We start from the raw sequence: 13,410 nt of genomic DNA on the forward strand, positions 1-13,410 counted from the left end.
TTTTGTTAATTATGACTTTTGTACTAGAAAAAATAAATGCAGATACCCTGTTAGAACAGCTTCAAAAATGGAACTCAGTGTTTTCAAAAAAAAGAAAGATGAACAAGATTGAGAATAATGCAATCTCTATTTTTAATCAGATAGTTGAATCATTAAATGAACGACATGGTTATTTATGGATAGCTAAACGTGATGAACAACTGTGTGCGGTGTTAATTGGTGATGACAGTAAAAAGGGTTTAATTATTCGTTATCTTCTTTCTAATGTCTTTGATGTGCAAGCTAAAGGAGCCGGAGCATTCTTAGTCCGGGAAATGCAGAGTTTCGCTGATAAAAAAAATCTGTCCATTCGAACAACCTCGCAAAATGCAGATGCATTTTGGGCGAGAAGTTCTTTTCAGCTGGATGCAGACAATCCTCCTGATTTTATTTATAAACCATCTCAAATAGTTCTTGGACAGTTTTTTAAGCCTGTGTTACAAAAAGAGAAGAAAGATGAAGGTAAACATATGCGTAAGGCTCACTATCAGTATTCATAGTCTATCCATGTGTGAATTAACTTTAAATTGAGTCAAGATATCGATACAGAGCTTACTTCTGATAAGGCTAAACCCCAGTGTTTCTTACTATTGGCTTGTACAAACGCTTTATACAATTTTTTTGTACATCGATGACGTATCATCATGACTCAATTGTAAATAAATTTTTCGACAACCTTTCATAGAAAAATTTCTTAAATTTCTTTGCCCTTCTCATCTAATGAAGGGGGGCATAAGTTCCAGTCCTGTCTATTTATTAATCATTTAGTATGTTATTTGCTATACTCATTAAAATTAGTACTTAATAGCCGTTCTATATGACTACTGAGAATTTTTTATCAGACCAAGTGATCTTTGATGAAAACAAGAAAATTGATGTATTAGTTGATGTTCTTGCTTCTTATACCAAGAGCCTGCCAATGCATCTGGAGGATAAACCTGCTGAGGATAAGCCTAAAGAGAGTCTATATAGCGAAGACAAAGAGCAGCGGAAAGCAGCGGCGAAGGTTATCTTAAGAGCGTGGCGCGGCAATAAAATAACGCAATCTATTACTTCTAGTCCTTATTTTTCATACCTATCAATGCTTGATCCTCAAGACGAAAAGAGGCTTATGCTTTCAGCACTGATGTATGGCAGGCACGTAGCAGAGATTGACAGTCAGTCTGAATACTATATGAATAATCCCTTTATTCCTGCAGGAGCCAAATACCATCGTAATGATAATAAAGTTGGCAGAATCATGGAATTGCTGTGTCAAAAGGTAGGTATTGAAAACATAGACCCATATAAATTATACATTCCGATTAGCTTGTTAGAAAATTGCACAAAGGATCAGTTAATGGATAGTGCAATTCAATTTATTCAACAAGAGCTCAATGGGTTTCAATTGGAACACTTGGACCATGAGTTTATTGTTCACCCAAATCAACAAATAGGCGTTCTTGTGTTAAATCCATTTCAGCACGTTGAAAGTGAAAAAATAAAAACGTTTATGGAAAGCAGTGGATTTATAGCTAGTCCATGGCAGCTTGCAGAAACAGTAGGGGACATGGCAGAACGACCCGCTATCAGCAATGCCACTATTCCTACTATGCCTGATTTGCCAGGTAGTAAAGAGCTGTTCTTAAACAGCAAAATTTTTAACCAGTTGCTTAGAGTATCCAGCAATGAGAAATACCCAACGCATTTACTTGCAAAGTCGCTTGTTGAATTACTAAAAAATTTACCTACAGATGCTGATGAAAAAACGATAAAGAAGAACTAAAGCAAGGACTGGAAGAGCATCTTAAAACCTATGTTGAAGCAATTACCAGTTCGTCTAATGATGCAAAACAAATTCATCAGGCTCGAAAAGCAGTACATTTTATTTTAAAACAACTCAAGATCGAGCCACTAGAATCACAAAAATATAATTTAACTTTTTTTGGAGAGAAAAAGAAAGAAGGTTCATCAGAAAAAGAGCCAGACAAGGATATCTCAATTGATAAATTCCCCTCGCCTTAAATATGAAACTGAATGAAATGCGCAGCCTTTAGAGTCCAGTCAATTTCTCGCGTCGATTCATTGCAGTTGCACTAATAGGCAACAAAGATCAAATTATAATCGAATTGCCATGCTAATAGTATTTTTGTGTAAAGATTGGCGGAATGCTGTGATGATTTCCGAATTATCGGTACTTAAAAGCTTAGAACATGTTGTAACTAGGTATGTCAACTTGGTGGCAGTTGCTGAATTCAAAAATCTGGACCAAGAGCTGAATCAGTATTTAGCAACGTTAAACCAGTCATCCGACAATGAAGAAGAGCTCCTTAAAGTAAGAAAAGCTATTGTTTCAATCTTAAAAAAATCAACTATTGATCCGGTTGATTCGTCGCAAGTAAAACACCGCTTTTTTGATAAGCAAAAAAGTAGTTTAAGCCCAGATAAAGATGAGGATAATAACTTAGGTCAAGTCCGTTTGCCTTGATATTAAAATAATTCAGAAATGTTCATTTTAAAATAATAAATTGACGTAACGACTCAAGTTTGAAAGAGTCGTCCTGCCCATAGGTGTTTTTAAGCGTTTGAGACTGTATTAATGGCGTTTTAATGTGGAGTGGCTGCATGGTTTCTCTTCATGATAAATCAAAACATTGTCCCAGTTGGCATTTCTGCGCATTTTCATACACTTTTTCTGCAATACTGATGTCTTGAATCGCAAGACCAACGGATTTAAAAACCGTGAGTTGTTGTTTTAATTTAGACTCTTTTGTCTTTAATAGCGAGCCTAACTCTAGGATTGAAGCAGTATTTAGAAGGCCCGCTTCAATGGCCGCAATAATTTCACCAGCTTCTGCAAAAGCTGCTTCATGTTGGTCGACAACAGTCGTGGCGTGTTTAAAAATCTCAGGAGCAATTTCATGCATGGTTCTGGAGTGTGAACCAATCGCATTGATGTGTGCGTCTTTTTTTATGTTTTCAAGGTGAATAAGAGGCTCTGTACTATTGGTCGCGGTACAAATGACATCAGCGTTACACGTTGTTTGATGAATATTACGACATACTTGTGTGTCAAAACGATGCTCTATTTGACTTGCGAACGCTAACGCATGTTCATGGGTCCGAGACCAAACTGAAACTTGTTGAATAGGGCGCACATGTGCTACGGCCTCCAGCTGAGTTAACGCTTGTACACCCGATCCAATAATGGCAACGTGACTTGCATCCTCTCGTGCTAGAAGTCGAGTTGCTAAGCCTGAAACTGCGCCAGTGCGTAATGCCGTTAAATAGCTTGCATCCATCAGCGCTTTTGGTTCACCCGTTGTAGCATCTAATAATAAAATAACCCCATTAATGGCAGGTAAATTGAGAGTAGCATTATTTGGGAAGAGCGAGACCACCTTCATACCAAGCTGTTTTTCTTGTTTAAAGAAAGCAGGCATGATATGGGTTGTAGCACGTTCTTTTTTTATTGCAACAGTCGTTCGTAAGGGCATGATCACCTGTTGATTTGCCAACTGCAAAAAAGCATGTTCCATGGCATCGATAGCATCCCCCATGGTGATGCATTGTTTTACGTCGGTTGCTGATAGGAATTTGATGCTCATCGTGCCTCCCAATCTTTTAATAAATTCGCTATTCGGTTTAGACCGTCTTTTAAAATAGGCTCGGGACGCCCAAATGAAATTCGAAAAGCATTCGAGCTTCCAAATACTTCAGCCGGCATCAGTAGGACTTTATATTCATCGAGTAATTGACGACAAAAGTCGGCAGAGTCCCATGTTTTTGGTACATCAATGTACGCAAACGGCGTGTTTTGTGGATTAATTAAATGCAGTTGTGGCCATTGGCTCAAGAATTGTCTTACTATATTTTCACCCTGTTTAATCAATGCATGATAACTATCAATATGAGCTTGATAGGCCTTAAGCACTTCAATGGCTAAATACTCACACAACGAAGAATTGGTGACCGTCGTGTAGCGTTTATAATTGACCATGTCATTGACTAAGGATGCTTCACCGATAAACCAGCCTACCCGAAGCCCAGGATAACCATAAATTTTAGATAAACTGCTGACTGCTGCGGTCTGTCCTTCTAAATGTACGATACTATTTGCGTAATGTGTCAGATACTCTTCATCATTTAATAAAAATATCCCTCTTTCATGACATAAGCGGGCAAGTTCTTTCAGATCCTCTTGTTCGACCATAGTTCCTAAGGGATTATTTGGACTGGTTAAAATGATAAGTTTTGTATTAGATTTTAAATTATCAACGATGGTATTCATATCGATTTGATAATTATCATCGCGGTTTAAATGTATTTTTGTCACATCACAACCCATATGGGCAGGCACCTCCCATGATTGTTGCCAGCCAGGAACAAACGTTATCACATGATCGTGAGCCGATAAAAAAGATCGATAAAATAAATAGAGCGCTTCTTGGCTGCCGTTCGTAATGACGATTCTTTGTTCATCAACTTGGTACATTTCAGCGATAAGCTGGCGCAACTCTTTTTGTCCCACATCGATGCTGTAATTCAAATCATAATTTTTGCTGAATTGGATGTCATCAATGTGATGCGGATGAATACCACTTTCCGCTAAATCAATATCAAAATGGCCATTTGCCGTGGAGAACAACCATTCTTGTATTTGATAATTTGCAATTTTTTGCATGATGTTTCTCACTCGTTTGGTATAAAAATAGTGCCTTGCATGTACATATGACAGGTTCCTGTCAGTAGTACGCGGTCATCTTTGATCTCGCATTCGAGAGCCCCTTGTCGCTTTAAGCCTTGAATCGCATGAATATGGTTTTTATTCAATCGATTGCACCAATAGGGCGCAATAACACAATGCGCGGATCCGGTTACAGGATCTTCCGGCACATTGCAGGCTGGATAAAAGCAGCGTGAATAAACATCACTATTTGATGAGGGTGCTGATAATATGATTCCGCGAAATTTCAGTTGGCTAATGGCGATTAAATCAAGTTGGATAGTTCTGACGTCTGATTCATTATCAAAGATACAAAGTAAGTCGAATGTACTTTGATAGATTTCTTTAGGTTTAATGGACAGAGCATTTAACACCTCATCGGTGGGTGTTAATTTTTGATAGGGCAGCGCTGGAAAATCCATTTGCAATTGGTTATTTTTCTTGGAAACGCGCAGTTCGCCACTGTTGCTTTGAAAAAGAATAGTCGACCCTGGATGCTTTAATTGATTAAACAAAACAAAAGCACTGGCGAGTGTTGCATGACCACACAGATCAACCTCTGTATTGGGCGTAAACCATCGAATGCGGTAATGGTCATTTTCCGGCACAATAAATGCGGTTTCAGAAAGATTATTTTCTTCAGCGATGGCCTGCATTTGTTTGTCAGTTCGCCAAGCGTCCAATGGACATACTCCTGCCGGATTGCCGGTAAAAACAGAGGTTGCGAACGCATCAATTTGGTATAAAGTCAGTTGTTTCATTGTATAATCCTCACTATGAATTATGCAACTATACAGTATTATGCTAATATATAGCAAGCTATATTTATAGGAAGACTTATGTACACATCAACATTAATTAAAAAAGCCGCTCGATTATTAGAAAAAAAAGCGAACCAATTATTGAAGCCTTACCAAATCACGCATGGTTATACGTATTTTTTAATGGAGCTTTTTGAACAAGATGGATTGACGCAAACGGCATTACAACGAGCGATTGGTGTTGAACAGCCTACGGTTGTGAGAACATTAGATAGAATGGAGCGTGATGGACTCATTGAACGCAAACCAAGCCCTACTGATAGACGGGCGTTTCATATTTATTTAACGGATAAGGGCCGGGATTGTGAACCGATGGTGAAGGCTGCCGCAAGTGTTCTTAACCAATCTTTATTACAATCCTTATCAACAGAAGAGCAAACCCATATACAATCTTATCTGCAGCGATTGATTGATAATTTAGAGGAACATTGAAGGTTAGATGATGACAAAAATATTGATGAGCGCCTGTTACAAGAAGATAAATCATTCAGTGAAATTGCTAAAACTTTTAATGTTCATAAAGCAACAATGTACCGTTTGCAAAATTGATTAAAAATAAGGAATCCAAGCATGCATTCAAAGATATTAAGCTTTTTTAGCACCTAGGCAGGCAAAGAAAAAATCCAAACCGTCCGTTTCTCTCAAACAGAACTCTTTATCTATTTTTATCTTCTCATGCTGTTCGATTACTTTGGATTAACTCAGCAAACTTTGGACATGATAGTTGGGACGCCCACATCTATCAATTATTTAAATATTTGGCTGTTTCGCATAGTAGGTGTGATTGGATTAATACTGTTTTATTTGGTCAATGGTGGAAGCAAGGGTACTAATGTTCTCAGCAAGTTCTTTACCTTTTTCTTCACTGTGGGTATTGAATAGACCTTACGCTATTGATACTTAAATTTTGTAATAGGAATGCCATGTTCTCTGCAGAAATCTTCTTGCGATAATCCACTTCGCTCATATCCCTTAAATAGGTGATCCCACTATTCTTCTTTTATTTTCATTTTAATCTCCTCTTTTTGAGAAGCTCAGTTTATGCAGTTTTTTATTCGGCGGTAGGTGTATTTAGCCGAACGCATACCTTTAGTTAGCAAAATAACTCGAGTTAATTTTTGTATGATTTTTGATCATTTTTTGTAAATTAACTATACTCTGAAAATGAGTAAGCCTAAGTAGACATTATGACCAATACATTAACTAACTCAGATGAAAATGAACTTCTTTTAACCAATGAATACAATCAAGCTGTCGAATTAATCGACGAATTAGCAGCTATTCTCAGTGAAAAAACCTCTACCTTAAGTAATAGTTTACCCGTTTCTACATCTTTTACGGCGCACGAAGCATCCTCTAAAAATCAAAAAGAAGCGGAAGACGTTACTTCTGAAAGAAATAAGAAACTAGACATTATTGCCAAAAATAGTGCGGCTCGAGTCATTCAACGTGCTTGGCGTGGGCATAAAGTAAAAGAAACTATTGTCAGTAATCCATATACAGCGTACCTGTCTTTAATTGACCCCAATGACGAAGAAAAACTAATGCTATCGGCGCTAATGTTTGGCCGCCATGTAGCAGAAATTAGAAAACAATCTAACGAGTACATTCCAAATCCTTTTATTCCAGCTACTGGTCTTTATCATCGTTCCGATACGCATGAAGGCGAGGTAATGAAACTTTTTTGTGAGCGATTTAGCGAAGAAATGAAGGATTATAATATTTATTTACCTATCGCACTCTCAAGAAATCTAGCTATTGATTCAATTCTAGATAAATTTCCCGATAGCGATATAGAATTAAAAATGGTTGAAGAGGGTAATCTTGGCGTTTTAATTATTCGTAAAGATGAAGACGCCGAATCATTAAAACAGTTTATCGCCTCCGCTGGTTTAATTGCCTCGCCTTGGGAAATAGCCGAATTTATTAAAGGTGAAATACCTAAGCCTGAGCAAATAAGCAGTACAAATTTACCAGCAGATCTACCAACCACTAAAAGTGATTTATTGCGAAGCCGTGTTTTTTTGAAGCTATCAGGAACCGCTGATAAATCTAAATATCCAACCCAATTATTAGCTCAATCCCTACAAAATCTTATTAAGAATTTGCCAGATAATTTAAATGCGCAATCAATAAGGCGAATTGCTTTAATGCTTGATTTAGTGAATACATTTTACCGCTATAATTATCCTCGTTATGCATTTTTTGTTTACATGATAGTGCATGAAATCTCACTGGAGTTTTCATTAAATCAAACTTCAGCAGAAATGGAACAAAGTTTTGAGCTATTTACACAATCTACTACTAATACGATGTCGGACGCACTAACTCTTGGGGAGAACGAGTTAGAAGCTGTGCAGATTGTTCATTCTTCAGCACTCTCAGGATGTAATGCTTATTATCTGGCGCAAACACTAGCAGAAAAAATGCAATCGTATACAGACAAGCAACTTTATTATCCTGTCGATTTATATTATGAAACGCAAGCCATTATAACCAATGCTGAAAGCGCAGCTGATGCCAATATTTTTATTATTACTCCCGGTGCTGTTATGCAAAATACGGGTCTTACTTTAGGGACTGATCCTAACAAATTTGTGGAAGAGTATATTATTAAACCTGATAGAAAAGACCCTGTCGTGTTGATACTAGATACCACTTCGGCACTTTATAAAGATTTAGCATTAAACGATCACGTTAAGAAGCTGATAAGTGAAGGACAGTTATCAATCATTGTGTTTGAAAGCCTGCAAAAATTTGGTTTGCTTCATACCGATCAAGCCCAGGCAGGCAGGATGGTAGCGTATTGCTCGAAAAAACATTTCTTAAGTGACGATTTAGCGCTTTGGGAGCAAAATACCCGAGAAGATTTTAAACAGCATGTTGATATGAGGATTGCTGCCTATCTGCATAGTTACTGTGCTGATTTGATAGAGAAGATAAAAGAGCGGCAATTTGATAACGGTACAATATTCCATGATATTCTAGCTGCCGATTTGTTGTGGGAAGTAGTAAACCATCAAAAATCGGAACTGGAACTTAAATCATTGCCTTATTTTTTAGTATGGCAACCGATGGGTATGGATGATGCGCTGCCATTTAACGGCAAACTAGTAGAAGATCGGGATAGTTTTGGTCATTATCATTCTTCTGTGACGAGTATATCAAGTGGCTATGGCACGATAGTGCGTTTAAGTCCTGGCGCCTCTGATGCTTTAGATAGTTTGATTCAAAGTACTCAGATTTATTTGGCTCATAAAGTAAGTGCTTCAAATAAACATATATATAATGCGTTATTACAGGAACTTAGTCAGCAAAGCTCACTGCCGATTGAAAAAGAACTAATTATTTTAGCCGCCGCCGCTAATTTAATTTTTAACCACCATAAAGAAATAACTAAGGAAGATTTTCCGACCATTAACAGAGCTTTATCACAATGCGTTTCGTTAAAGGGTCGGGATGTCTATACAAAAGTTATCCAAGAATTAAAAAATGTAAAAGCAGAATTTAGCCGTTTAGAAGAGTTAAGCGAAACCCTATTAAACAAATGGCAGGTAACTAAGGAAACATCAAGTAGATTATTAAAAAGCAAAGAAGATCATCATTTACTTCATAAACTTGATGGCGCATCGCTAACTTTAGATGAACATTTTTTTACTTCTTTAGTTAACAACCCAGAACAAGTAGTTCTCATTAAAAATAGGTTAGATAACCTGACTAATGATAGTCAGAAATTATTTTCCTGGTTTAATAATATCGGTGTAGATATAACACCAGATAAATTAATTAGATTGCTTGATAATGATGATGACAGGCTATCTAATTTATTCAATAATCTTGTCGATCAAGAGTGTAAAAGTAAAGAGCTTTATAATTTTCTTTTAACAACAGAGTATCCAGTAATACTGAAAATTTCTTCATTTACATCTTATTCCATGGTACCAATGACTGAGCAGCGTGCTAATGCTTTAATTTCATTAGCGCAATTAACTAATTCATTTGAGTCGTACTTTAGAGGATTAGAAAACGATCAATTTTGTAAGCATGTTGCTCTATTTAATCAGACTATGTCCGACTTTAAAAATTTAAAAGATAATACCGCTTTAAAAACATTTGCCGAGAAATACTTTGACCTTTTAAATAACTACTATTCTCCCGGTAAAACGAATGACGAGAAATCAGATTCCCTGGCTCAACTGCAGGACGTTGTTCAGGACTACATAAAAGAAGCTAATCCAGTTGAAAAAATGCAGGTTAAAAAGTTATTTGAACAGGCGCAGAGAATTATCAATCCTGTCTTAGGTGCAAGTAAAAGTACCTCTACCTTTTTCTCTAGAACAGAGCAGGAAGTTGAGAAAGCTAGTCCAGAGGATCCGAAAATACAAAAGAGTGGTAGTCCGAGGATCTGACCTCAGATTATTGTATGCAAACAATCCACAATTCATACAAAGTTAAGTATTATTGCCCTTTACCCGTTAGACTATTAATAATGAGGATATTAAGAACATGAGCTCTAATCGTTGGGATTTAAAAGGAAAAAGAGCATTAATCACTGGAGGCACAAGAGGTATCGGTAAGGCCATTGTCGAGGAGTTGTTACATTTAGGTGCGGATGTTTTAATCGTTGCCAGAAATTCTGCATTACTTAATGATATGTTACTCCATTGGCAATCAGCGGGTTTTAAAATAGACGGTATAGCAGCTGACCTGAGCGATGGAGAAGAATCATGCCTTACCATCATTGATAAAGTAAAAAAAATGTGGGGGACATTGGATATTCTTGTTAATAATGCAGGAATTAATATTAGAAAACCTGCAGAAGATTATACTTTATTAGAATATGAAAAAATCATGCAAACCAATCTAACTTCTACATTTAATATATGCCAGTTGGCTTATCCATTACTAAAAAATTCCACCCAAGGGAATATTATTAATATTGCTTCAATATCCGGGTTAATTGATGATGCTTCGGGTGCTCCCTATGGCATAAGTAAAGCAGGAATGATTCAGCTTGGTAAACACCTGGCAGTTGAATGGGCATCTGATAACATCAGAGTGAATACTATTGCACCTTGGTATATTGAAACGGAGTTAACACAATCCTCTTTATCAAACCAGGAAGTATTCAATCGAATTATATCCAGAACACCAATGGGGCGCGCTGGAAAAGCGGAAGAGGTTTCTGGTTTAGTGGCCTTTCTTTGTATGCCAGCCTCATCGTACATAACTGGGCAATGTATTACCGTTGATGGCGGTTTTCTTGTCAATGGTTTTGCGAATCATTTAAGTCAGCCTATGAGCTAAGAGTCGCATTTAAATCTTGGGTTTAAGCCTTTGCGCAGTTTGATTTTCTAGCATCAATACTATGGGCATTATATCAATATCTTCATCACCGTGACTGGATATCCCTTAAACTCATCCATACCGATTACAGTCCAACCAAGACGTGAGTAATAATCAGGAATGGTTGGATCAAAAGCAAAAAGGTACAAATTATTGAAGCCTAAGTCTCTGGCTTTATTTTTAATTGCTTCAATGAGCATGGTGCCTATACCTTGTTTCTGATAAGCGGGATCGACCACCAGTGACCCAAGCCATGGTTTTAAGTCTTGTCTGATGCCATCATTTTCACGTAAAGAACACATTCCAACGGGTTTGCCTACATCAAGCGCAACAATGGTGAGAGGTAGCGTGTCGTCATTCAAGTGTTCACTGAACCTTTGAATGACGCGCTCAACCGGAATATCAGGAACCCATTTTGCTCCAAGTACTTCATACCAGATTTCTGCGCATCTTGTTATGCTGTTTGGATGATTTTTGATAAGGTCTATGCTAATCATCTTTAACCATGTGTATTTTAAAATTAAAATCACTCATCTTTAACATGTGTTTCCATTACTATGCAAGTTTAATTTAAATGGCACAGCTCATTTGAATTTTTGCAGCTAATGCCTGCACAATCAAAAGTTGGTTGGTGTTGAGCTTGCGAAACTCAACTACGGAGCAAAGCGACCACCTCAATTGATCTAACATTCTGGAGTGGTTTTATCTTCGTTAGTTCATTATTGTTTTCAGATAGGATCATATATATCTCAATGCCATCCCAAACCTGTAATAAATGCACACAAAATTACAACTAACCATGCTTGAATACGCCAAAATTGCAGTAATAAAAATGCCAGTACAGCCAGCAAATAATCATTCATTGAGAAGATGGCGCTTGTCCAAACCGGTTGGTAAAATGCGGCCAATAATAAACCAACTACCGATGCATTAACTCCCAATATTACTTTCTGCATTAAGAGATGTTGTCGTAGATTTTCCCATAAGGGTAATACGCCAATAATTAATAAAAATGAAGGAAGAAAAATGGCAAACAATGCAATGATACCGCCAAGCCATCCATTCGGCGTATTCGTTGATACTGCACCAAGAAAAGCGGCGAAAGCAAACAATGGACCGGGTAGTGCTTGTGCTGCTCCATAACCTGCAAGAAAAAGAGAGTTATCAACCCATCCAGTCGGAACTACTTTTGCCTGCAGTAAAGGCAAAACGACATGACCACCACCAAAAACTAATGAACCAACACGATAGAACGCGTCGAATAACTGCAATGGGTAATTTGTAACACAAAGTGATAGGAGAGGTACTAGTGTTAACACGATAAAAAATATAACTAAAACCACAATGCCCGATCGTTTACCTAGTTGAAAGGTCAATTCATTGGTAGGAAGATCTTTGGTTGGTGAAAGAAAAAATAGGCCAAATATGCCGCCAAGTAGTATCATTACTAATTGTCCGATTGCGTTAGGTATTAAACTCGCGCCTATGCAAGCCAATACCGCAAGGCTTGCTCGTGTTTTATCCGGACATAAAGTACTGCTCATTCCCCAAAGCGCTTGCGCAACGACAGCTACCGCAACAACTTTCAATCCATGTAGCCAAGGCAGGTTATCATGAATACCCACATTGAGAAGGACAAGTCCAAATAATATCATTATCAGGGCTGAAGGTAGCGTAAAACCAAGCCATGCTGCAATCGCGCCACTAATTCCCCCTCGTGATAAACCAAGGGCCATTCCAACTTGACTGCTTGCGGGTCCAGGTAAAAATTGACACAAAGCTACTAAATCAGCGTAAGCTTGATCACTTAACCATTTAAGTCGGTTGACACATTCATTACGGAAATAACCGAGATGAGCTATCGGTCCACCAAAACTGATGCACCCCAATTTTAGAAAAATCAAGAAAATTTCTGTACGTGTTGATTGGTTACTTTTTATATTTTGGTCAATCAATCTGCTTCTCCCAATGCAGCAATAAAAATTCATCTTTAAATAATGCGTTAATTTGTTTTAATTTCAGACCAATTAAAGTAGTGATAACCAATATCATAAATTATTAGATACACTTCGTTAAATTTATATTTTATTGTATTTTTCGTTTATTGAAATAATCGTTAAGAAGCTATGATGAATAGCAAGGTTGGGTCTGAGACCCATAGACGTCAGGTTAAGGAGCAAATCAATAGTAGCCTGGATGAAGCACAGCGAAATCCGGGAAACCTATGCGTAGCATAGTACCTTTTTAATCGGTGCCCGCTTCGCGGGGCTTCCTGGATTACGCGCTTCGCACTTCATCCAGGCTACTATCAGAAGTAGCCCGGATGAAGCATAGCGAAATCCGGGAAGCCTATGCGCAGCATAGTACCTTTTTAATCGGTGCCCGCTTCGCGGGGCTTCCTGGATTACGCGCTTCGCACTTCATCCAGGCTACTATCAGAAGTAGCCCGGATGAAGCATAGCGAAATCCGGGAAGCCTATGCGTAGCATAGTACCTTTT

General features: G+C 37.8%; 12 protein-coding genes and 1 pseudogene. 7 read left to right on the forward strand and 6 right to left on the reverse strand.

The annotated features are described in order from the left end of the window. Positions 1-11 precede the first annotated feature (11 nt). From IZU94_RS04310 to IZU94_RS04320, 3 genes are all read left to right on the forward strand, one after another. Complete coding sequence (locus IZU94_RS04310; RefSeq protein WP_203108352.1) at positions 12-539, forward strand: hypothetical protein; 528 nt, start codon at positions 12-14, stop codon at positions 537-539. 317 nt (positions 540-856) lie between these two features. Further along, complete coding sequence (locus IZU94_RS04315; RefSeq protein ID WP_203108354.1) at positions 857-1,804, forward strand: hypothetical protein; 948 nt, start codon at positions 857-859, stop codon at positions 1,802-1,804. Positions 1,805-2,152: 348 nt separating this feature from the next. Next, positions 2,153-2,506 carry a hypothetical protein gene (locus IZU94_RS04320; protein WP_203108356.1) on the forward strand — a complete coding sequence of 118 codons (354 nt, stop codon included), beginning with the start codon at positions 2,153-2,155 and terminating at the stop codon, positions 2,504-2,506. Between the two features lie 148 nt (positions 2,507-2,654). Here IZU94_RS04320 and IZU94_RS04325 read toward each other — a convergent pair whose 3' ends face one another. From IZU94_RS04325 to IZU94_RS04335, 3 genes are read right to left on the reverse strand one after another with little or no spacing between them, the layout of a single operon-like run. After that, positions 2,655-3,626, reverse strand: a complete 972-nt coding sequence (locus IZU94_RS04325) for an ornithine cyclodeaminase family protein (protein ID WP_203108358.1) — start codon at positions 3,624-3,626, stop codon at positions 2,655-2,657. Next, entirely contained in the window at positions 3,623-4,702 is a 1,080-nt protein-coding gene (locus tag IZU94_RS04330; RefSeq protein WP_203108360.1) for a pyridoxal phosphate-dependent aminotransferase, read from the reverse strand. The genes IZU94_RS04325 and IZU94_RS04330 overlap by 4 nt, the downstream gene beginning before the upstream one ends. An 8-nt stretch (positions 4,703-4,710) precedes the next feature. Then, positions 4,711-5,505: a PhzF family phenazine biosynthesis protein gene (locus IZU94_RS04335; protein WP_203108362.1), complete on the reverse strand. Its 795-nt coding sequence runs from the start codon at positions 5,503-5,505 to the stop codon at positions 4,711-4,713. Between the two features lie 78 nt (positions 5,506-5,583). On the opposite strand from IZU94_RS04335, the gene IZU94_RS04340 reads away from it, so the two are divergent. Beyond that, a complete protein-coding gene (locus tag IZU94_RS04340) occupies positions 5,584-5,997 on the forward strand; it encodes a MarR family winged helix-turn-helix transcriptional regulator (RefSeq protein ID WP_203108364.1) in 414 nt (137 codons plus the stop codon). 458 nt (positions 5,998-6,455) lie between these two features. Here IZU94_RS04340 and tnpA read toward each other — a convergent pair. Further along, positions 6,456-6,542: pseudogene (gene tnpA / locus IZU94_RS18510) on the reverse strand (IS66 family insertion sequence element accessory protein TnpA); the annotation flags it as partial. Positions 6,543-6,752: 210 nt separating this feature from the next. Here tnpA and IZU94_RS04345 point away from each other — a divergent pair. Together IZU94_RS04345 and IZU94_RS04350 are read left to right on the forward strand one after the other, a co-directional pair. Continuing rightward, positions 6,753-9,974 (forward strand): tubulin-specific chaperone D, encoded by a 3,222-nt coding sequence (locus tag IZU94_RS04345; RefSeq protein WP_203108366.1) that lies wholly within the window; start codon positions 6,753-6,755, stop codon positions 9,972-9,974. 97 nt (positions 9,975-10,071) lie between these two features. Continuing rightward, a complete protein-coding gene (locus IZU94_RS04350; RefSeq protein ID WP_203108368.1) occupies positions 10,072-10,872 on the forward strand; it encodes an SDR family oxidoreductase in 801 nt (266 codons plus the stop codon). Between the two features lie 68 nt (positions 10,873-10,940). On the opposite strand, the gene IZU94_RS04355 is transcribed toward IZU94_RS04350, so the two are convergent. Both IZU94_RS04355 and chrA read right to left on the reverse strand, forming a co-directional pair. Continuing rightward, a complete protein-coding gene (locus IZU94_RS04355; RefSeq protein ID WP_203108370.1) occupies positions 10,941-11,408 on the reverse strand; it encodes a GNAT family N-acetyltransferase in 468 nt (155 codons plus the stop codon). Between the two features lie 252 nt (positions 11,409-11,660). Further along, entirely contained in the window at positions 11,661-12,815 is a 1,155-nt protein-coding gene (gene chrA / locus IZU94_RS04360; RefSeq protein ID WP_238400679.1) for a chromate efflux transporter, read from the reverse strand. A gap of 419 nt (positions 12,816-13,234) precedes the next feature. Between chrA and IZU94_RS04365 the strand changes: the two genes are divergently transcribed. Further along, on the forward strand, positions 13,235-13,372 hold the full coding sequence (locus tag IZU94_RS04365) for a hypothetical protein (protein WP_203108374.1): 138 nt from the start codon (positions 13,235-13,237) through the stop codon (positions 13,370-13,372). Positions 13,373-13,410 lie beyond the last annotated feature (38 nt).

It is taken from the genome of Legionella bononiensis, assembly GCF_016786215.1.
Taxonomy (GTDB): domain Bacteria; phylum Pseudomonadota; class Gammaproteobacteria; order Legionellales; family Legionellaceae; genus Legionella; species Legionella bononiensis.